The 21,225-nt window shown below is 72.0% G+C and carries 17 protein-coding genes; 9 read left to right on the top strand and 8 right to left on the bottom strand.

The features are described from left to right. Positions 1-123 precede the first annotated feature (123 nt). From SNE206_RS20770 to SNE206_RS20750, 5 genes are all read right to left on the bottom strand, one after another. Positions 124-1,830, bottom strand: coding sequence for a glycoside hydrolase family 13 protein (locus tag SNE206_RS20770; RefSeq protein WP_407914943.1), 1,707 nt, complete (start codon positions 1,828-1,830; stop codon positions 124-126). Positions 1,831-1,973: 143 nt separating this feature from the next. Then, positions 1,974-2,840, bottom strand: a complete 867-nt coding sequence (locus SNE206_RS20765) for a sugar ABC transporter permease (RefSeq protein ID WP_407914942.1) — start codon at positions 2,838-2,840, stop codon at positions 1,974-1,976. Continuing rightward, a complete protein-coding gene (locus SNE206_RS20760) occupies positions 2,840-3,829 on the bottom strand; it encodes a carbohydrate ABC transporter permease (RefSeq protein WP_407914941.1) in 990 nt (329 codons plus the stop codon). Before SNE206_RS20760 ends, SNE206_RS20765 begins: the two co-directional genes overlap by 1 nt. Before the next feature lie 80 nt (positions 3,830-3,909). Further along, positions 3,910-5,187, bottom strand: a complete 1,278-nt coding sequence (locus SNE206_RS20755; protein ID WP_407914940.1) for an extracellular solute-binding protein — start codon at positions 5,185-5,187, stop codon at positions 3,910-3,912. Between the two features lie 472 nt (positions 5,188-5,659). Continuing rightward, entirely contained in the window at positions 5,660-6,670 is a 1,011-nt protein-coding gene (locus tag SNE206_RS20750) for a LacI family DNA-binding transcriptional regulator (RefSeq protein WP_407914939.1), read from the bottom strand. 451 nt (positions 6,671-7,121) lie between these two features. On the opposite strand from SNE206_RS20750, the gene SNE206_RS20745 reads away from it, so the two are divergent. Then, positions 7,122-7,439, top strand: a complete 318-nt coding sequence (locus tag SNE206_RS20745) for an alpha-1,6-glucosidase domain-containing protein (protein WP_407914938.1) — start codon at positions 7,122-7,124, stop codon at positions 7,437-7,439. Between the two features lie 303 nt (positions 7,440-7,742). Then, the gene (locus SNE206_RS20740) at positions 7,743-10,331 is read left to right on the top strand and encodes an alpha-amylase family glycosyl hydrolase (protein WP_407914937.1); all 2,589 of its coding nucleotides are present in this window, start codon (positions 7,743-7,745) and stop codon (positions 10,329-10,331) included. A gap of 180 nt (positions 10,332-10,511) precedes the next feature. On the opposite strand, the gene SNE206_RS20735 is transcribed toward SNE206_RS20740, so the two are convergent. Both SNE206_RS20735 and SNE206_RS20730 read right to left on the bottom strand, forming a co-directional pair. Continuing rightward, positions 10,512-11,123 carry a TlpA family protein disulfide reductase gene (locus SNE206_RS20735; protein ID WP_407914936.1) on the bottom strand — a complete coding sequence of 204 codons (612 nt, stop codon included), beginning with the start codon at positions 11,121-11,123 and terminating at the stop codon, positions 10,512-10,514. Between the two features lie 780 nt (positions 11,124-11,903). Beyond that, complete coding sequence (locus SNE206_RS20730) at positions 11,904-13,250, bottom strand: MFS transporter (RefSeq protein ID WP_407914935.1); 1,347 nt, start codon at positions 13,248-13,250, stop codon at positions 11,904-11,906. Between the two features lie 132 nt (positions 13,251-13,382). Between SNE206_RS20730 and SNE206_RS20725 the strand changes: the two genes are divergently transcribed. Beyond that, the gene (locus SNE206_RS20725; protein ID WP_407914934.1) at positions 13,383-14,036 is read left to right on the top strand and encodes a winged helix-turn-helix transcriptional regulator; all 654 of its coding nucleotides are present in this window, start codon (positions 13,383-13,385) and stop codon (positions 14,034-14,036) included. A gap of 347 nt (positions 14,037-14,383) precedes the next feature. On the opposite strand, the gene SNE206_RS20720 is transcribed toward SNE206_RS20725, so the two are convergent. Next, complete coding sequence (locus tag SNE206_RS20720; protein WP_407914933.1) at positions 14,384-14,950, bottom strand: TetR/AcrR family transcriptional regulator; 567 nt, start codon at positions 14,948-14,950, stop codon at positions 14,384-14,386. A gap of 220 nt (positions 14,951-15,170) precedes the next feature. Between SNE206_RS20720 and SNE206_RS20715 the strand changes: the two genes are divergently transcribed. From SNE206_RS20715 to SNE206_RS20690, 6 genes are all read left to right on the top strand, one after another. Continuing rightward, a complete protein-coding gene (locus tag SNE206_RS20715) occupies positions 15,171-15,698 on the top strand; it encodes an ATP-binding protein (RefSeq protein WP_407914932.1) in 528 nt (175 codons plus the stop codon). A gap of 97 nt (positions 15,699-15,795) precedes the next feature. Beyond that, positions 15,796-17,469, top strand: a complete 1,674-nt coding sequence (locus tag SNE206_RS20710) for a CocE/NonD family hydrolase (RefSeq protein ID WP_407914931.1) — start codon at positions 15,796-15,798, stop codon at positions 17,467-17,469. A 131-nt stretch (positions 17,470-17,600) separates the two neighbouring features. After that, positions 17,601-18,551: an ABC transporter permease gene (locus SNE206_RS20705; protein WP_407914930.1), complete on the top strand. Its 951-nt coding sequence runs from the start codon at positions 17,601-17,603 to the stop codon at positions 18,549-18,551. Next, entirely contained in the window at positions 18,548-19,405 is an 858-nt protein-coding gene (locus SNE206_RS20700) for an ABC transporter permease (protein ID WP_407914929.1), read from the top strand. Before SNE206_RS20705 ends, SNE206_RS20700 begins: the two co-directional genes overlap by 4 nt. Next, positions 19,402-20,397: an ABC transporter ATP-binding protein gene (locus SNE206_RS20695; RefSeq protein WP_407914928.1), complete on the top strand. Its 996-nt coding sequence runs from the start codon at positions 19,402-19,404 to the stop codon at positions 20,395-20,397. The genes SNE206_RS20700 and SNE206_RS20695 overlap by 4 nt, the downstream gene beginning before the upstream one ends. Further along, on the top strand, positions 20,390-21,178 hold the full coding sequence (locus tag SNE206_RS20690) for an ABC transporter ATP-binding protein (protein ID WP_407914927.1): 789 nt from the start codon (positions 20,390-20,392) through the stop codon (positions 21,176-21,178). The genes SNE206_RS20695 and SNE206_RS20690 overlap by 8 nt, the downstream gene beginning before the upstream one ends. The last annotated feature ends 47 nt before the right edge of the window (positions 21,179-21,225 follow it).

The following is a 21,225-nucleotide window of genomic DNA, read 5'->3' as shown; positions in this document are numbered from 1 at the left end:
GCCGCACCCGGGTTGACGGCAGGATGCGGCACCGCGGTCGGCCGGTGGGCTGGCCGGTGGCGGGATCTGCGGGCGGTGATGCGCTCGTGGCGGACGGCCGGGCGCATCACCGCGTTCCGGAGGTCAGCCGGTGGTCCACCAGGCGGTGGTGTCGGCGGGCAGGACGGTGTGGTCGCCGTCCTGGGTCAGCGGCTCGCTGGCGAGGGCGAGTTCGCCGGGGGTGGGGACGGTGACGGGGCGGTCGGTGATGTTGGCCGTGCAGCGCAGCGTGCGGCCGTCGTCGGTGGACCGTTCGAAGGACAGCACGCCTTCACCGGCGTCCAGCCAGGTCAGGTTGTCGGCGCCGCCGAGGGCGGGATGTGCACGCCGGTAGGCGAGGGCCGCCCGGTAGAGCTCCAGGGTGGAGGCCGGGTCACCGGTCTGCGCCTCCACCGAGAGGTGGGCCCACTCGGCGGGCTGCGGCAGCCAGGACGGGCCGCCCGCGGCCGGGCCGAAGCCGTACGGCGCCTCGGTGCCGGACCACGGGATCGGCACGCGGCAGCCGTCGCGGAAGCCGTCCTGGCCCTCCGCGCGGAAGTACGACGGGTCCTGGCGGACCTCGTCCGGCAGGTCGGTGACGTCCGGCAGGCCGAGCTCCTCGCCCTGGTAGACGTACGCGGAGCCGGGCAGCGCGAGCATCAGCAGGGAGGCGGCGCGGGCGCGGCGCAGGCCGAGCTCCCGGTCGCCGGCGGTACGGATCTGGGTGCCCAGGCCAGGCTCGTTGGCGAAGCGGGTGGCGTGCCGGGTGACGTCGTGGTTGGAGAGCACCCAGGTGGTGGGCGCGCCGACCGGGCGCATCGCCTCCAGCGACTCGTCGATCACCTGCCGCAGCGCGCCGGCCTGCCAGGAGCTGGCCAGGTACTGGAAGTTGAAGGCCTGGTGGAGCTCGTCGGGGCGCACGTAGTTGGCGGTGCGCCGGGCGGTCGGGGTCCAGGCCTCGGCGACGCCGATCCGCTCGCCGGGGTACTCGTCGAGGATCTTCCGCCACTCCCGGTAGATCTCGTGCACGCCGTCCTGGTCGAAGCAGGGCGTGGCGCCGGTGCCGAGCAGCTTGAGCGGGTCGTGGGTGCCGAGGTCGGGCAGGCCGGCGGCCTTGACCAGGCCGTGGGCGACGTCGATGCGGAAGCCGTCGACGCCCCGGTCGAGCCAGAAGCGCAGGACGGCGTGGAACTCCTCGCGAACGGCGGGGTGTTCCCAGTTGAAGTCGGGCTGCTCGGGGGCGAAGAGGTGCAGGTACCAGTCGCCGGGGGTGCCGTCGGGGTTCTCGGTGCGGGTCCAGGCGGGGCCGCCGAAGACGGATTCCCAGTCGTTGGGGGGCTCGTCGCCGCCGGCGCCCTGGCCGGGACGGAAGTGGTAGCGCTCGCGCAGAGGGGACGCAGGTCCCTCGCGCAGCGCGCGCTGGAACCACTCGTGCCGGTCGGAAGAGTGGTTGGGGACCAGGTCGACGATGATGCGCAGGCCCAGGCCGTGGGCGTCGGCCACCAGGTGGTCGGCGTCGGCGAGGGTGCCGAACATCGGGTCCACCGCGCGGTAGTCGGCGACGTCGTAGCCGGCGTCGGCCTGCGGGGAGGCGTAGAAGGGGGAGAGCCAGACGGCGTCGACGCCGAGGTCGCGCAGATACGGCAGGCGCGAGCGGATGCCCGGCAGGTCTCCCATGCCGTCTCCGTTCGCGTCGGCGAAGCTCCGCGGGTACACCTGGTAGATCACCGCGTCGCGCCACCAGCCGGCTCTGCGCGCGGCGTCGGCGGGGGCGTCGGCGGGCCGGTCGGTCGTGGCGAGATGCTGGGTCATGGGGTCCTCACGACAGCGGCGAGTGACGCCGCGGCTACATAGGGCGATGGAAGGCGGGTGGGACGGGCCGGCGCGCCTGTGACGGCGGCGGTGTGCAGTGCGGTTCGGCCCGTCCCGGGGCGCCCGGACGATCCGGGGCCGGGTCAGCTCTTGGTGCCGCCGGCGGTCAGGCCGGCGACCAGGTGCTTCTGGACGACGTAGAACACCAGGGCGGCGGGGAGGGCGATGAGCACGGAGGTCGCGGCCATGTAGTTCCACTGGGAGTTGAACTGGCTGACGTAGGTCTGCAGGCCGACGGCGAGGGTGTACTTGTTCTCGGAGAGCATGAAGTGCGAGGCGTAGGCGACCTCGCCCCAGGCGGTGATGAAGGTGTAGAACGCGGCGACGGACAGGCCGGGCCGGGCGAGGGGGACGACCAGGCGCCAGAAGGTGCCGAACGGGGAGAGGCCGTCGATGCGTCCGGCCTCGTCGATGTCGACGGGGATGGTGTCGAAGTAGCCCTTGAGCAGCCAGGCGCAGTAGGGCACCGCGGTGGAGCAGTAGATGACGATCAGGCCGGCGTAGGTGTCGAGCAGGCCCAGGTTCGCCATGATCTTGTAGAGCGGCACCATCAGGACGGCGACGGGGAACATCTGGGTGAGCAGGAAGGTGTACATCAGGGTGCCGCGGCCCAGGAAGCGGATCCGGGAGACGGCGTAGCCGGCACTGGCGGCGATGAGGACACCGACGACGGTGGTGCCGAAGGCGACGATCACCGAGTTGAGCATCCAGGTGCCGAAGCCGGTGTCGGTCAGCACGTGGCCGTAGTTGGACAGCGAGGGCCGGTCGAGGATGCGGCCGGGGTGCTGGTAGTCGAACTTGTCGGCGCCCAGCGAGATGTAGGCGATCCACAGGATCGGGAACGCCGCGACGAACGCCATGACGACGAGCCCGCCGTGCAGGGTGAGGGAGGCGGAGGCCTTGCGGCGGTTGCGCGAGTGACGGGCGGGGGCGGTGGGTGCGGTCGCCATCAGAGGGCCCCCTCGTTGTTGCGCTTGAGCCAGCGGCGGTAGACGCTCGTGAAGACCACGAGCAGGGACAGGCACAGGATGCCGACGGCCGCCGAGGAGGCGTAGTCCTGGGGCTGCTGGCCGAAGAACAGCTTGTAGGCGTAGGTGACGAGGATCTGGGCGCTGTCGCTGTTGGTGCCGAACAGCAGGAAGATCACGTTGAACTGGTTGAACGTCCAGATCACGCCGAGCAGGATCACGGTGCTGCTGACCGGCCGCAGGCCCGGCAGGGTGACGTTGGTGAACCGCTGCCAGGGGGTGGCCCCGTCCATCTCGGCCGCCTCGTAGAGCTCGCGAGGGATGGCCTGCAGGCCGCCGAGCAGGGAGATCATCATGAACGGCACGCCGCACCAGATGTTGACGCCGATCGCGGCCGCCTTCTGGGCGAGCGGGTTGCTCAGCCAGGACGGGCCCGTGATGTGGAGAAGGCCGAGCAACTGGTTGACGGCGCCGTCGTCGGCGAGGATGAGGCGCCAGGTGAAGATGGTGACGAAGGTGGGCACGGCCCAGGGCAGGATCAGCAGCAGCCGGTAGAGGCCGCGGGCCCGCATCTCGCGGTTGAGGGCGACGGCCAGGGCCAGGCCGATGGCGTAGGTGAAGGCGACGCAGAGGATCGTCCACACGATCGTCCACACCAGGTGGGGCCAGAACTGGTTGTTGGCGCCGGTCAGGATGTCGGCGTAGTTCTTCAGGCCGATCCGGTCGTAGGTGTCGGGGATGTGGTTGGCGCCGATGGTGCGCCCGACGTTCTCGCTGGTCGCGTTCGTGAAGCTGAGGTAGATCCCCTGGACCAGGGGGTAGCCGACGATCGCGCCCAGGACCAGGACCACCGGCAGGCACATCGCCCACGCGTACCAGTAGCGGTCGTAGGAGCGCCTGGCGCGCTGCAGGAGGCCGGGCCTGGGGCGGCGGCGTGTCTGGGCGGGTTCGCCCTGGACGGCGGTGGTCATCTGGCACCTCGGAGGCGGATCAGGGGGTGGTCAGTGGTCGGCTCCGGCCGGGGCACCGGGGCGCCCCGGCCGGAGGTCGGTCACTGCGCGTCGTAGTCGGGCAGCAGCTTCTTGGCGGAGGCGGCGACGTTGTCCAGGCCGGCCTTCGTGCTCTCCTGGCCGGAGAGGATCTTGATCAGTTCGGTGCCGAACGGGTCGTAGAGCGAGGAGTACTGGGAGACGGCCGGACGGGGCTGCCCGGTGGACAGCACCTTCTGGTAGCCCGCGATGCCGAGGTTGGTGGTGACCTCGGGGGTGTAGGCGTCGGTGCGGGTCGGCAGCGTGGAGTTCTTGGTCGCCGTGTAGATCTGCGAGTTCGCGGAGGTCATGAAGGCGATGAACTTCTGCGCGGCGGCCTGGTGCGCGGCGTCCGAGCCCGCGTAGGCGACCAGGTTGTGGCCGCCGAGCGGGGCGCCGGCCTTGCCGGTGGAGCCGGCCGGGACGGGGGCGATGCCGAGGTTGTCGTTCTTCAGGAACGCCTGGCCCTTGAAGACGTTCGCGCTCTCCCAGGGGCCCTGGATGATCGCGGCGACCTTGCCGTTGGTGAAGGCGTCCATGATGTTGGCGTAGCCGTTGCTCGTGGTGTCGAGCTTGGCCATGCCCGGGGCGGCGACCAGGGACTTGAGGGTGTCGATGCCCTTGACGGCGGCCGGCGAGGCGACGGTGATCTTCTTCGCGGCGACGTCGAGCATGTCGGTGCCCTCGCCGTAGAGGAACGGCATGGCGTAGTAGGCCTGCGGGTTGACGGCGAAGCCGTCGACGCCGGTCTTCTCCTTGACCAGGGCGGTGTCGGCCTTCAGCTCGCCCCAGGTGGCCGGGGCCTTGGTGATGCCCGCCTTGGCGAAGAGCTCCTTGTTGTACATCAGCGCCAGGGTGTCGGTGACCTGCGGGACGCCGTAGAGCTTGCCCTCGTACTTCGCCTGCTCGACGAGCTGCGGCTGGAACTGCGCGACGTCCGCCGCGGCGGCGGTGCCGTCCAGGGGCGCGAGGAAGCCCGACTTCGCGAAGCCCGCCGTCCAGCCGACGTCGGCGCGCAGCACGTCCGGGGCGCCCTTGCTGCCCGCGGCGGTCTGGAACTTGCTCTGCGCGTCGGCGAACGGGACGTTGACGTAGGTGACCTTGACGTCCGGGTTGGCCTTCTGGAAGTCGGCCACCATGGTCTTGAAGGTGGGCGACTCGTTCGTGGCGTCCGAGGTGTCCCACCAGGTGATGGTGACCGGGCCGGCGGCGGCGGAGCCCGATCCGCTGCCCGAGCTGCAGGCGCTCGCAGAGACGATGACCGCAGCCGCGAGGGCGACTGCCGCGATGCCACGACGCATGGTGAACTCCTAGATGGAGGGAGATTCCGGGGGTGGGGGGCCGGTCCCGCGTGGAGCCGGGGCCGGGCTTCGGTACTTCGTCCGGCGGTCTGTCGCGCCTGGTGGAGGCGGGGCGGAGCCGGAGACGGGGCTCCCGCAGCCACGACAGGCAGGTACTGCCCGAAGTCCGGTGACGCGGGATCCCACACGGTCGAGCTGTGTGATGTCGTCGACATTAGCAGGCTATTAACAGCAGTTACCTAACGTTCAGGTAACGCGCGTGACGCACATCGACAACGCGGGCGGATGAACCGGCCCCGAACCGGGGCCGACCTCTCGCGACGCGACGGCGCGACCCCCTCCGGCCTGTGGGCGGGCGGGCCGGGACCGGCGGGGGAAGGGTGGGGCCGGCGGGGGAGGGTGCGTGACGCACACCGCCCCCTGGCCCGGGAGGGCGAGGGGGCGGCGGTGTGCGGGGGTGTGCGGGTGAGGGTCAGCCGACGACGGCGGGCACCCGGCCGCTGGAGTCGCGGACGATGAGGTTGGTGCCGAGCAGCTGGTGGGGGTGCTGGTCCTCGTCGCGGATGGCGGAGATGAGGAAGTCGGCGGCCGAGCGGCCCTTGGCGGAGATGGGCTGGCGGACGCTGGTCAGGCGGGGCCGCAGCCAGGCGGCGTCCGGCAGGTCGTCGAAGCCGGTGACGGTCACGTCCTCGGGCACGCGCAGGCCGAGGTCGTGCAGGGCGTTGATGGCGCCGAAGGCGAGGATGTCGGACAGCGCGACGATCGCCGTGGGCGCGGTGTCCGACATCAGGGCCCTCGTGGCGCGGTAGCCGTCGGCGCGGGTGCAGGGGACCTCGCTGAGGGTGACGTCGGCGAGCGTCATGCCGGCTTCGGCGAGCGCTTCGGTGACGCCGTCCATCCGCCTGGCCAGCGGCCCGCGGTAGCCGCGCTCGGCCCGCTCGGGGCCGGGGTCGATCGACAGCAGGGCGATCCGGCGGTGCCCGAGGTCGAGGATGTGGCGGGTGACCTCGTGCGCCCCGGCGCGGTCGTCGACGTCCACGCTCGGCACGTCCTCCCAGGGACTGCTGTCCACCAGGACGAACGGGATGCCCCGGCGCTGCAGCTCCGCGACCTCGCCGCGGTCGTGCTCCAGCCCGCAGACGATGAAGCCGTCGACCGCGGCGTACGGGATGGCCTTGAGCATCGAGTCCCGCAGCGGCGGGGTCAGCAGCATCGTGTAGCCCTGCTCGTCGCAGACCTGGCCGACGCCCGTGAGGAACCGCGCGTAGTACGGGTTCTCCATGACCTTGGCGAGGTTCTGCGGCAGCAGGACCCCCAGCGACTGCGTCTGACCGGCCTGCAGCATGCGTGCGAGGGTGTTCGGCGAGTAGCCGATCTGCTCGGCGGCGGCCATGATCCTTTCACGTGTCGCCTCGGAGAGGCGCTCGGGACTGTTGAAGGCGAAGGAGACCGCCGACCGCGACACGCCGGCGAGCTTCGCCACGTCCGTGGACGTGACCCTTCCGCGTCCGGTCGTCGGGGCCGGACCTGGCGACTTCGGCGACATGGGGATCCCCCGTCTCGTGTGTGTCCCCCCACGATAACGCACGTTAGTAACCGTAAACAGAGTATGGATCCCGGTCGCCGCCAGGGTGGCGGCCGGGGCCCGCACGAGCCCTCGGGGCGCAGCGGGTTTCTGTCCCGAGTCTTGACCTGCCGGCCAGTTACGCATTATTAACATGAATTAGCAAACTGCCGATGAGGGATGGACCTCCTACCCGGTGCCCCGCCGTCGGCAGATGCGTGCACCACTGTGACGGATCATGAGCCGGGCGTATCCGCCCGCGCCGTCGTGTGCTCCTCCTCACCCCCACCCGCCCGCCCGCCCGCCGTGCACCGCCGAACGGCCGGACACCGCCCCTGTGCGGTGAGGGCGACACACTGGAGGTTCTTCCATGCACCGCTCTTCCGGCCGCCGACGGCCGAGACCGGTCGCCACCGCCGCGGTGTCGGCCGCGGCCCTGGGGCTGATGCGCATCGACGACACCGTCGGCCCGGACACCGACCCCGCGCTCAAGGGGCTGGTCGTCGTCTTCAACGCCACGCCGCAGACCACCACCCGGACCGTCGCGGGCACCGCCGGTGCCGCCTACGTCCTGGACCCGGCGCAGGCCGGGGGCAGCGACCCCGTCGTGAAGACGTCGAGCCACTCCGCCGCGAACGGCACGTTCACCGTCCCGGCACGCACCGTCGCGGTCTTCCGCACCTCCTGAAACCTCCGGCCCCCGCCCGGCGGGGCGGGGGCCGGATCCCCTGGGCACGGAAAACCCCGACCCTCCGTGCCCCGGGGCCCGCGGGTTCCGGGCCGCGAAGACCCTGACTTCTTCGCGGCCCGGGTACCCCGGCCGGCCCCCTGCCCCGAGCAGCCCACCGGCCGCACCACCGCACCGCACCACCCCACCGCACCACCGCACCGCACCGCACCACCACCCCACTGCACCACTGCACCACCCCCCACCCACGCCGAGCGGCCCACCCGCCGCCGGCACAGCACCACGGCCACAGGAGAGTCCCCCATGCACCACGCTCCCCGCCGCTCCCGGCGCCGCACGGCCACCGTCACCGCCACGGCCACCGTTGCCGCGGCCCTGGCCCTGACCCTCACCCCGTTCCTCCAGAGCGCCGCGAGCGCCGCCCCCACCGCCGTCTCCGTGCCCGGCACCTTCAACAGCGAGATCGGCTGCGCCGGCGACTGGGTCACCGACTGCGCGCAGAACCAGCTCACCCAGCGCGCCGACGGCACGTGGGCCGTCACCCTGAACCTGCCCGCCGGCACCTGGGCCTACAAGGTCGCGATCAACAAGAGCTGGACCGAGAACTACGGGGCCCAGGGCACCCCCGGTGGCGCCGACATCCCCCTGACCGTCCCGGCCGGAGGCAAGGCCGTCACCTTCGTCTACGACCCCGTCACCCACGTGATCACCGACAACGCCAACAGCCGCGTCGTCACCGCCGCCGGCGACTTCCAGTCCGAGATCGGCTGCCCCGGCGACTGGGCCCCCGACTGCCTCACGTCCACGCTGGAGGACGCCGACGCCGACGGCACCTACACCTTCACCACCACCGCGATCCCCGCCGGCACCTGGAACGTCAAGGCCGCCCTCGACCACGCCTGGACGGAGAACTACGGCCAGAACGGCACCGCCGGCGGCGCGAACATCCCCTTCACCGTTCCCGCGAACGGCGCCACCACCACCTTCAGCTGGAACGGCACCAGCCACGTGCTGAGCATCCGGTCCACCACCGGCAGCACGCCCACCCCGACGCCGACCGGCCCGCCCGCCTCCACGCAGACCACCCTCGGCGCGCTGTACACCGCGGCCTCGACGACGTTCCGCATCTGGTCGCCGGACAGCTCCGACGTCAAGGTGACCGTCGGCGGCACGACGTACTCGATGATCCCGGTCACCCTCAACGGCTACACCGGCGTCTACCAGACCGTCGTCGGCGGCGACCTGAAGAACCAGGCCTACCAGTTCAAGATCCGCGGCAACGACGTCCGCGACCCCTACGCGCAGATGGTGAACCCCGGCACCACCCAGGGCGTCGTCATCGACTCCGGCGCCGTCCAGCCCACCGGCGGCAGCTGGGCCCCGCGTCCGGCCCGCGCCAACCGCGAGGACTCGGTGATCTACGAGCTCGACGTCCGCGACTTCACCATCGACCCCAGCTCCGGCGTGGACGCCGCCAAGCGCGGCAAGTTCCTCGGTCTCGTCCAGGGCGGCACCACCCACAACGGCGTGAAGACCGGCATCGACCACCTCAAGGAACTGGGCGTCACCGACGTCCAGCTCATGCCCTCCTTCGATTTCAACTCCACCGTGCCGAACTGGGGCTACGACCCGCTGAACCACAACGTCCCCGAGGAGCAGTTCTCCCAGGCGACCACGCCCGAGGGCCGCATCCGCGAGTTCAAGGACATGGTCAACGAGTTCCACAAGGCCGGCATCCGGGTGATCATGGACGTCGTCCACAACCACACCGCCGGGAAGAACGTCTTCGACGGCATCACCGGCAAGTACTACAACGGCACCGACCTCTCCGGCACCGGCAACTCCATCGACGACGGCAACCCCATGGTCAGCCGCATGATCCGCGACTCGCTGGAGCACTGGGTCCGCGACTACAGCGTCGACGGCTTCCGCTTCGACCTCCTCGGCGTCCACTACGCCGCCAGCGTCGCCGACTGGGGCAGCTACCTCAACGCCACCTACCCCGACCGCCAGCTCCAGATCTACGGCGAGCCCTGGAGCGGCGGCGTCAGCGACCCCGGCGAGGCCCAGAAGGTCCGCTACGCCACCGTTCCCACCCTCGCCAGCGCCCACGTCGGCGTCTTCAACGGTGCCTACCGCGACGCCATCAAGGGCGGCACCCAGGACAACGTCATGAACTACATGAACGGCGCCGGCGACACCTCCGCCGTCATCCGCGGTCTGCGCGGATCGCTGCTCGCCACCAAGAACACCAACGCCCTGTCCGACCCGTGGAACCCGGCGTTCGCCTACGACCCCGAGCAGAGCATCAACTACGTCTCCGTCCACGACGACCTCAGCCTCTGGGACAAGATCACCTACTCCGGAGCAGGCGGCGGTGCCGTCGGCCGCGCCGGCCAGATCGACCGCTTCGCCACCGGCATGGTCCTCACCTCCCAGGGCACGGCCCTCATCACCGAGGGCGACGAGTTCCTGCGCACCAAGGTCGTCGGCGGCAACTACGAGACCGCCAAGAACTCCTACAACGCCGGCGACGACGTCAACGCCATCCACTGGGGCGACAAGGCCGCCAACGCCGCCACCTTCAAGTACTACAAGGACGCCATCGCCCTGCGGAAGTCCACCCCCGCCCTGCGCCTGACCACCTGGGACGCCGTCAACAGCCAGCTCTCCGCCCAGAGCAGCGGCTCCGTGATCACCACCAGGATCAGTTCCAACGCGTCCGCGCCCACCGCCTACGACACCGTCGTCGTCTACAACCCCACCAACAGCGACTACAACCCGAGCCTGCCCGCCGGTACCTGGACGAAGGTCCTCGACACCACCGGCGCCGTCAGCACCTCCAGCGCCACCGCCGGCCCCCTCGCAGTGACCGTCTTCAAGAGGAGCTGACCGCCCTCCGCCTCCGGGCCCCGGCACCCGAGTTTTCGTGCCGGGGCCCGGTGCTGCGTGGTTCCGTCCCCGGTGGGCGGGGCGTACCCCTGAGCTGATCGAGCAGCCTCCGGGCCGGGCCCGTCCCGGACTGCGCGATCCCCGGGCGCCGCTCCGACCCCCACCCGGGGCCGGCGCGGTCTACGGCTGGGGGGTCTGTTCCGCAAGGATCGGTCGGAGCATGGCTTCGACGGTGTCGGCGCTCTGGGCGCCGAACGCCCGGGCGGCCAGCCTGCCGTTCTGGTCGATCACGATGGTGGTCGGGATGAACTTCGGGTTGAGGCTGCCCTTGGGGAACTTGAGGATCTGCGTACCGTCCGGGTCGTAGATGCTCGGGTAGGTGATGCCCTTGTCCTTCTCGAACGCGACAGCGTTTTCCGGGTCGTTGTCCCTCGTGTTGATCCCGAGGAACTGGACGCCGTTTCCCTGGTATTTCTCCCACAGCCCCTGCAGGCCCTTTGCTTCTGCGCGGCAGGGGTTGCACCAGGCGCCCCAGATGTTCATCACAACCACCTTCCCCCGATAGTCGGACAGTTTGGACGGCTGACCGTGAAGAGTGGCGCCGAAAATGTCCGGCGCATCCTGACGATGACCGGGAGCAGCCGTTGAGAAGCGGCTTCCTTTGGCAGTGACGAAGCCGGTCCGGCTCTCACTGCCGGTGGATGACCCGGATGACGAGCAGCCGGAGAGAACGAGCGCGGCGAGGGCGGTCGCGGAGACGAGACAGAGAGGAGAGCGCTTCGCACCAGACATGCGAAAAGCTTCTCACGGGGGTTCCGGCATGCTCCGAAGAGGGGATGAAACTGCACACGCACCTCTGCTGACCAGCGGACGGATGCCTCCTTCGGAGCGGTGGTCCGGCTGCCCCGGGCGAAGGTCGAGGAGTGTCGCGCAGGGGGTCACGCCGTATCTGTCGAGGGGTCAACTCCCTGCAGCTGTCGGCCTCCGAGGTCGTAGGTGTTCAAGGAGAGGCCGACCGGCACCCGGCACCCGGGAGGCGGTTGGCGGCTGCGGCTCGACCTCCCGGTCACATGGCTTCGGCGAACTCCTTCGACCCGTCGAGATGCCATGCCGCAGCATTCCCGAATTGCCTGACATATCGACGGGTCGATCGGTTCGGAATTTCGGCGCGGTCGAATATCGGCGCGCCGTCCGAACCCGAGCGGATCACATGGCCGTCAGTTGTTCAGGTACGGACTGGCGATCTCGCTGGTGCAGCCCCCGTTGGCCACGGCGTAGATCCCGGTGAAGCAGGTCCCTCCACCCGTGACGGAATACCCGAGCTTGTGGCCGGCCGTGCCGGCGCCAGGATGGAAAACCGAGCTCCGCCCCGCGACGTGGACACCCTGACACGTGGATCTTTCAGGTCCAGGAAGGGGAAGTCCGGATGGGACGCCCGTCGAAGTGCCCGGACGAGTTCCGACGTGATGCTGTTGCGTTGTACCGAGCGGTGCCCGAGCCGGAGCTCAACGACGGCGAACGGGCCGAGCCGGTGCGGAGACCCGGGAGACCCGGGAGACCCCGGAGGCGAGGCTACTTCGCTGCGGCCCGGCGCTGGGCGGCGGCGAGCACCAGGGCGGCCGTGCAGGCCAGCAGCGCTGCTGCGATCACCGCCGTCCAGCCGCGCCGGAACCCGTCCAGCGCGGCCTGCGGCCCGTGCGGGGTGCCGATCAGGCTGACCGTCAGCGCTACGCCCACCACCGCGCCGATCTGCCGGGCCATCGTGGTGATCGCCGAACCGGTGGCGAAGCGCGTGGGCGGCAGTGCCGCCGAGGCGGACCCGATGAGGGTGGGCAGCGTCAGTCCCACGCCCAGGCCGGTGAGCAGCAGCCCGGGCAGCAGTTCGGTGGTGTAGCCGGGCCGGATTCCGATGGTGGCGGTCCACCAGCCGATGCCTGCGGCGAACAGCAGGGTGCCGAGCGCGGCCAGCCGTCCGGGGCCGAGCCTGCGCACCAGTGCGGCGCTGCCCAGTGCGACCGGCGGCACCAGCAGAGGGCCGGGGGCGATGGCGAGTCCGGTGCGCAGCGCCGAGTACTCCCAGGCCTGCTGGCACCAGAGGACCGAGGTCAGCAGCATGCCGGCGAAGGCGAGGGTGAACAGCAGGGCTGCGGTGTTGGCGGCGGCGAAACTGGGCACCCGCAGCAGCGGCAGTTCGACGACGGGGGCGTGGTGGCGCGCCGAGCGGTGCAGGAGCCAGCTGGTCAGCAGGGCGGTTGCGAGCAGGCCGCCCAGGACCCGGGGCGAGTCCCAGCCCCAGTCGTTGCCCTTGACCAGGGACACGGCGAGGGCGGCGACGGCGGTGGTGAGCAGTCCTGCGCCGAACAGGTCCGGCAGGGGGCCGCTTTCCTTGCCGCGCAGCCTGGGCAGTACGCGGATCCCCACGGCGATGGCGGCGATGCCGACCGGGACGTTGGCGATGAAGACCCAGCGCCAGTCGGCCTCGACCAGCAGTCCGCCGAGGACCGGTCCGAGCCCGGCGGCGATCCCGCCGATCGAGGCCCAGGCCCGGATGGCGCCGGGGCGCTCGGCCGGGGGAGTGGCATCCAGCAGCAGTGCCAGTGAGGTCGGCATCAGTGCGGCCGCGCCCGCCGCCTGGACCGCCCGGGCGGCGTCGAGCCAGCCGACGGCCGGGGCGAGTGCGCAGAGTGCGGAGGCGGTGGTGAAGACGGCCAGCCCGGCGAGGAACACCCTTCGGTGGCCGATGCGGTCCGCCAGCCGTCCGGCGGGGACCAGCAGCGCGGCGAAGACGATGGCGTAGCCGTTCAACACCCAGGACAGGGTGGCCAGGCTGCTGCCGTGGAAGTGCTGCTGCATCGCCGGGAGGGCGACGTTGACGATGAACAGGTCGAGGTTCGAGACGAAGACCGCGGCGGCGACCACCAGGAACGCGGCCCGGCGCCGGCGCCGGTCGGTCGGCGCGGCTACTGGGTTTGATATTCCAACTCTCTGCATGGCCCGGAACGCTAGTGGTAGTGAGTTTGAATGCACAACCCTCTGTGACAGGCTGGTGGAGTGACCCCGCGCACCGATGCCCAGCCCACAGCCGCCCGTTCCGCCGCCGCCGCGCTGCCGGGCCGCCCCTGCTCCATCGCGGCCGCACTGCAGGTCCTCGGCGAGAAGTGGGCGCTGCTCGCAGTGCGCGAGCTCTTCTACGGCAATCACCGGTTCGACCGGATCGCCCGCAACACCGGAGCCCCGCGCGACCGGCTCACCGCCCGGCTGCGCGCCCTGGAGGAAGCGGGAGTGGTCGAACGCCGCGCCTACAGCGAGCGCCCGCCGCGCTACGAGTACCACCTCACCGAGGCCGGCCGGGACCTCGCCCCGCTCACCCAGGCGCTGCTCGCCTGGGGCGACCGCTGGCTGTCGCCCGAGCCGCCGGTGGTGCTGCGGCACCACCCGGACCGCCCGGACCGCCACTCGGACCACCCGGATCACCCCGGCCACCCGCTGGACGCGGCCTGGACCTGCCGCACCTGCGGGGCTGAGGTACGCGGCCCGGACGTCGAGTTGGAGATCCGCTCCCCGGGCTGGGACCGCCAGGGCCCCACCGACCCCGGCGGTGGTGCGGTCGATCGTGCTGACGGAAGCGCGGCTCACGGCCGGAGCCGGGGGCCCATGGGTCACCAGGGGACTGACGGCGCGCCGCTTCGGGCCCGCATGCCATGACTCGCCGTTCGGGCGTCGGCGCTGTTCCCCGGGACGTCGCGGGGGAGTGCCGAGTCGAGTCCGCACGGGCTCGCTGACGTGCCGTCACCGACCGGTCGGGGTCGGCCTCCTCGCCGTCGGCTCGGCAGGTGATCGGCAGGTGATCGGCAGGTGGGGCGGAATGCCCCTGGCGTCGGCGGCTCGGAACGGGCGGCGGGCGAGGGCCCTGTCGTGGTGGTGGACGGCCACTCGCCGGCCCGGGGGCGCGGGCGGGCCGTGGCCGGCCCCGGCGACCACCGGGGCCGCCGTTCGCCGACGGCATTGCGCCGACGGCATCGCGTCGGCGGCGTCACCGGAGGCGTCGGGGCTCAGTCGGTGATGAGGGCGTCCACCACGGCCTTGGTGACGCGGGCGACCCGCTCGGCCGTCCAGTAGGCGGGCTCCTCCATGGAGGAGACGTAGTAGCCGCGGGTCAGAAGTGACAGGACGTCGGCGGCGAGTGCCGCGTCGGGCACGCCCGCGGCGATGGAGGCGTCGAGGAACTCCTGGCGTGAATCGCGGGGCTCCTGCCGGTCGACGCCGGCCGGGTCGGTGTGCGCCGAGGAGAGCATCTCGACCCACAGCGTCCGCAGGAGCAGGTCCTCGGGTTCCGTGCTGAGGTGCCATTCCACGGTGGCGCGCAGTCGGTCCGCGCCGGTCCGGTCGCCCACGTGGGACTCCAGGTCGGCCCGCCACCGGGACTCCGCCGCGCGAACGGCGTTGAGGATCAGGGCCGATCGGGTGGGCACGTAGTTGGTGACCATGGCGGTGGAGCCGCCGAGCTCCTTGGCGACGGCGCGGATGGTGATCGCGCGCGCACCGTCGCGGGCGGCGACCGTGAGGGTCGCGTGGGCGATTGCCTTGCGGCGCTGGACTTCGTCGACGTCGATCGGCATGGAGGAAACCTAGCTCAGAGAGGGGTTGACGCAGAACACCGCGTAATGCAACATCGTTATATCACGACGTTTTCTCTTCGCGCGACGGCCTCGTGCGTCGCCGCGCCGGCCCGGTGCCGGTCCGCCTGTGAAGCGTCGTCCGAACCGCCGACCCGCGTTCCCGCCGTTGCCGTGACCCGCCGTGCGGCCCGGCAGGGGACGATCCGGGAGGAGAGCCCCGATGTCCTGCCTGCCCCGCCCCGCCGCGCCCGTCCGAACCCGCTGCCGCCGCCGTGCCGGAGAGTGCCGGGCCGCGGTCTTCCGCCTCCCCGCGACCCCGCGGGCCGCGCGCCTCGTGCGCTCCCGCTGCACCCGGCTGCTGGGGGTGTGGGGCGTGCCGGCCGGTGACGCGATCGTCGTCCTCGCCGAGTTGGTGGCCAATGCGGCGGAGCACGGAGGGGACGGGATGGCCGTGCGCCTCCATCACTGCGGCGGCTGCCTGGAGGTCGAGGTCGTCGACAGCGGGTCCTCCCGGCCGCTTCCCGATGTTCCCGGGGCCGGCGTGGAGGGTGACCCGGAGGGGCTCAGGGGGAGGGGGCTGCCGATGGTGTCCGCGCTGTCCGAGCGGCTCGTCCTCCGTCGGGAGGCGGACGGCTCCACCCGTGCGCTCGCGCTCGTCCGGGTCGCCGGGCAGGTCGCGGCCGTGCGTCGGCCCGACCCCTGCGGGCCCGGTGCGGTGGCGCGCGGGCTCCAGGCGTCGTCGGCGTGAATTCCCCCGTCCGAACGGGGGTTGACGCTGGTCGGCGCGTAATGCAACGCTGTTGTATCACGATGTTTTCAAACGATTCGCTCCCATGGAGGGCCCCATGAGCCTTGCCGTCCAGCGCGTCACCCCGCAGCCCGTCCCACCGCAGGCACAGCAGCACATGGTGCGCATGCGCGACGGAGTGCTGCTGGCCACCGACGTGTACGCCGCCGGGCAGGAGGGGCCGGTGCCGACCGTCCTGGCCCGGCTGCCCTACGACAAGAACAGCCGTTACGTCTTCTTCGACCGGATCGCGGAGCGGTTCACGGCCCGCGGCTACGCCGTGGTCGTCCAGGACGTCCGCGGCAAGTTCCGCTCCCAGGGCCGGACCCTCGGCTGGACCGGAGAGGTGGACGACGGGTACGACACCATCGAATGGATCACCCGCCAGTCCTGGTCCGACGGGATCGTCGGCATGTTCGGCGACTCCTACTACGGATTCACGCAGTGGTCGGCCGTCTCCGGCGAGCACTCCGCCCTCCGCGCCATCGTCCCCCGGGTGACCTGCACCAGCAACGGCCCCGGCATCGCCAGTTACGACACCGGCTCCGGGCCGCAGCCGCTGTGGCTGGAGGGCACCACGTACCAGGCGCAGGTGTGGACCGACAACGACATCCACGAGTTCGACGTCGACCTCACCACCCGCCCGATCGCCGCGGCCTACGAGGAGGCGTTCGCCGCGCTCGGCAAGCGCTCGGCAGGCTTCGACCTCATCGCCTCGGGCATCCCCCTGGCCCCGTACAACGGGCCGCACCCGTACGACGCCCGGCCGGTGCCCGTCCTGCACTGCGTGGGCTGGTTCGACAACCTCGGCATCGCCCACATGCGCGACTACACCGAACTCGCCCGGCGCCCCGGCTGGTCGGCCGTGCAGTACCTGCTCGCCGACACGATCGACCACGAGAACTACTTCCTGGAGAACGCCCCGGTACCGCCGGAGGACGACCACCTGGTCCACGACGCCGCCCTCGACCGCATGATCGACCGTTACGCCGGACCGGCCGTGGAGTTCTTCGACGTCTTCCTCAAGGGCACCGCCCGGCCCGAAACGCTTCCCCGCGTCCGGTGGAAGCTCGGCCACGTCGGCTGGCGCACCGCGGCCACCTGGCCGCTGCCGGAGGCGGTGGAGACCGAACTGCACCTCGCCGACCCGTCCGCCGCCACCGGCCCCGCCCCCGGGGGGAGCCTCACCGCCCGTCCCGCCCCCGGAGCGGAGTCGGTGGACTGGCGCTACGACCCGGACGACCTCGTACCGTCCGCCGCCGCCGACACCTTCCTGCAGCTGCGCGACCACGCGGACGAACGCCGCACCCTCGACCGGGCGGACGTCCTCGCCTTCACCACCGCCGCCGCGGACACCCCCCTCGACCTCGCCGGTCCCGTCCACGCCGTGCTGCACGTGGAGAGCACGGCCCCCACCTTCGACGTGTTCGTCCGCCTCCTCGACCTCGCACCGGACGGCACGGCACGCCTGATCGTGCGCGGATGCGCCCAGGCCGACCGGCCCGGCGAGATCGGGATCGCCCTGGGCCACACCGGGTACCGGGTGCGCCCCGGCCACCGCCTCGCACTGATGGTCGCCTCCAGCGACTTCCCGAACCACCTCCCCAACTCCGGCACGCCGGAGAACCCGTGGCTCACCACGACGCCCGAGGCGAGCCTGCAGAAGCTCCGCACCGGCCCCGCCCACCCGTCCCGTCTGCGCCTGACCGTCCTGCCCGAAAGCGGCGAATAGCCCCTGCCCCTGGAGGGCCCCATGCCCCCTCTGCGAGTCGTCCCCCACACACCGCCGCCCCGCACGCCGCCCCCCACACCGCCGCCCCGCCGCCGGAACGCACCGTACGGCGGTCCGGGAGGCGGTCCCCGATGACGCTCCGGTACGTCGCCGCCCGCCTGGGCATGCTCGTCGTGACCGTGCTCGTCTCCAGCCTGGCCATCCACGGCGCCATGTTCCTCACCCCCGGCGACCCCGCCACCCTCCTCGTCGGCGGCAGCCGCAACCCCGACCCCGCCGTGCTGGCGCAGATCCACCGCGAGTACCACCTCGACGACCCGTTCCTCCAGGGCTACTGGCACTGGCTGAGCGGCTGCCTGCACGGCGACTTCGGCACCTCCCTCGTCTACCGCGACTCCGTCGCCGACCTCGTCGGCGCCCGCGCCGGCGACACCCTCGCCCTGGTCGGCTACGCCTCCGTGCTCGTCCTGGCCGCGGGCATCGCCGTCGGCACCGCCGCCGCGCTGCGCGGCGGCCGGACGGAGACGCTGGCCACCACCGTCACGGCGGGGGCGATGGCGGTGCCGACCTTCGTCCTGGCCGTCCTGCTCATCTGGCTGTTCGCCGTCCGGCTCCCGTGGTTCCCCGTGTACGGCTCGGGCGACGGCTTCACCGGCACCCTCTCCCACCTGACGCTGCCGGCCGTCGCGCTGGCGATGACCTGGATCGGCTACGTCGCGCAGGTGACCCGTACCGCCGTCCGCGCGGAGATGCGCGCGGAGCACGTGGAGACCGCGCGCAGCCGCGGTGTCCCCGAGTGGACGGTGATCAGGCGGCACGTCCTCCACAACGCCGCCGGCCCGGTGTTCGCCGTCTCCGGCGTCGCCGTCGCCGGTCTCATCGCCACCGCCGCCGTCGCCGAGCAGGCGTTCGGGACCGGAGGGCTGGGAGCCCTCATGATCGAGGCCGCGTCGAAGCAGGACATGGCCGTGGTCCAGGCCGTCTCGCTGATCTTCGTGGTCGTGTTCGTCGTCCTCAACACCGCCGTCGACCTGGCCGGCGCCGCGCTCGACCCCCGAGCCGCACAGAAGGGGTCCGGATGACCACCGCCCTGCCCACCCGAACCGCCGCCGAGCCGAGGGCCGGCGTCCCGCGCGACCGTCTGACGACCGGCGCCGGCTGCGTGGTCGCCCTGTTCGTCCTGCTGGCCGTGTTCGGCCCACTGATCGCCCCGCACGACCCGAACGCCGTCGACCCCTTCGGAGTCGACGCGGGGCCGTCCGCGGCCCACCTCCTCGGGACGGACGACACCGGCCGCGACCTCCTGTCACGGCTGATCACCGGCGCCCGGGCCAGCCTCGCCGCCCCCACGGTGGTGGTCGTCGTCTCGACGTCGCTCGGCACCCTCCTCGCGCTGGCCGCCGCCTGGTCCGGCGGATGGCTCGACCGGGTCGTCTCCGGTGTCCTGGACATCGTGTTCGGCTTCCCCGGGCTGATCATGGCGGTGCTCGCCGCCGCCGTCTTCGGAGCCGGGCTCACCGCGCCGATCGCCGCCCTGTCGATCGCCTACCTCCCCCTCGTCACCCGCGTCGTGCGGTCCGCCGCCATCAGGGAACGCCACCTGCCCTACGTGTCGGCACTCCAGCTCCTCGGCGCCCCGACCACCCGCATCTGGCTGCGGCACCTGCTGCCGAACCTGCTGCCCCTCGTCCTCGTCCAGGCCGCCATCGGCTTCGGCTACGCGCTGCTCGACGTCGCCGCGATCTCCTTCCTCGGCCTCGGCAGCCAGCCCCCCGCCCCGGAGTGGGGGCTGATGGTGTCCAACGGGGCACCCTCGATCCTCGCCGGCCAGCCGCAGCAGTCGCTCTACGCCGGCCTCGCCATCCTCGTGGTCGTCGTCGCGTTCAACCTGCTGGGCACAGGACTGTCCCGACGCCTGCTCGGAGAGAACGCATGAGCCCCGCACCGCTGCTGGAGATCAGCGGACTCAGGATCGACCTGCGGCTCGACGGCGCGGTGCGCACGGTCGTGCACCGCGCCGACCTGAGCATCCCGGAGGGGACGGCCCTCGCGCTGGTCGGCGAGTCCGGATCGGGCAAGTCCCTGACCGCCCGGTCCGTGATGCGCCTGCTGCCCGGGACGGCCCGGATCCACGGCGACCTGCTCTTCGCGGGGGAGTCCGTCCCCGCGATGACACCCGAACGCCTGCGTGCGTTCCGCGCGTCCGACGTCGCCATGGTCTTCCAGGACCCCAGGGCGCACGTCAACCCGGCGCGCAGCATCGGCGACTTCCTGGTCGAGGGCCTGACCACCGCACGCCGGGTTCCGGCCGCCGAAGCAGTCGCCAGGGTCACCCGGATCCTGCGGGAGGTGGGCATCGCGGACACCGACCGGCGCATGCGCCAACGCCCCCACGAACTCTCCGGAGGGCTGCTCCAACGCGTCATGATCGCCGCCGCCCTCGCCGCCGAACCGCGCCTGCTGCTCGCCGACGAGCCGACCACGGCACTCGACGTCACCACCCAGGAGGAGGTGATGGCGATCATCGCCGAAGCCCGTGAGGCCCGCGGACTCGCGATGCTGTTCATCACCCACGACCTCGAACTGGCGGCCGCCGTGTGCGACCGGGTCGCCGTGATGTACGCGGGCACGACCGTGGAGAACCTTCCCGCCGGCCGCCTGCGCGGCCGCGCCGCCCACCCCTACACGCGCGCCCTGCTCGCCTCCCGCCCCTCGCTCGACGACGCCGGTGCCGCCCTGCGCGCCATCGACGGAAGGCCGCTGTCCGGCTTCGAGGCACCCGGCGGATGCGCGTTCGGCGACCGGTGTCCCCACGTCCGGGACCTCTGCCGCAGCGACCGGCCGCAGCCGTCCGCCGTCGGCGACGGCACGGCGTCCTGCCACTTCCCGCACACGGTCCCGCCCGAGGAGGCAGACAGCCATGCTTGACGTCCGCAACCTGCGCAAGGAGTACGGCGACTTCGTCGCCGTCGACGACGTGGCCTTCTCGCTCCCGGAGCGGGGATCGCTGGCGATCGTCGGCGAGTCCGGCTCGGGCAAGACCACCACCGCCCGCATGATCGCGGGACTGGAGACCCCCACCGGCGGACACGTCGCCGTCGCCGGCCGGGAGCGCCGGCCGGGACGGCTGCGCTCGCGTGAACGGCGGGACCGTGGCCGGCAGATCCAGATGGTCTTCCAGGACCCGTACTCCTCCCTCGACCGGCGGCAGCGCGTCGGCGACGCCGTCGCCGAGGCCGTCCGGCTGCACCGGCGGCTTCCCGCCGACGGCCTCCGGGCCCGGGTGGCCGACCTGCTCGACATGGTCGGCCTGGACGACCGCCAGGCGCGGGCCCTGCCCAGGGCGCTGTCGGGCGGGCAGCGCCAGCGCGTGGCGATCGCCCGCGCGCTGGCGGCCGAGCCCCGGGTGCTGATCCTGGACGAGGCGATCGCGGCCCTGGACGTGTCCATCCAGGCGCAGATCCTGGGCCTGCTGGCACGCATCCGGGCGGACACCGGGACGGCGCTGCTGTTCATCACCCACGACCTCGGAGCCGTCCGGCACATCAGCGACGACGTGCTGGTGATGCAGGCGGGCCGGGTCGTCGAACGCGGCCCGGTCGCAGCCGTCCTCGACGACCCGCAGGACCCGTACACCCGGCGCCTCATCGCCTCCGTCCCGAAGCCCGGCTGGCGGCCGCGGAGGAAGGGCGACCCGGCCACCGCGTGAGGCCGGGCACGACGACCGGCGCATGGACGAGGACGTCCGCCCCGACC

The organism is Kitasatospora sp. NE20-6, from assembly GCF_045862635.1.
The sequence above is the reverse complement of the archived record's forward strand: the minus strand, read 5'-3'. Positions and strand labels throughout refer to the sequence as shown.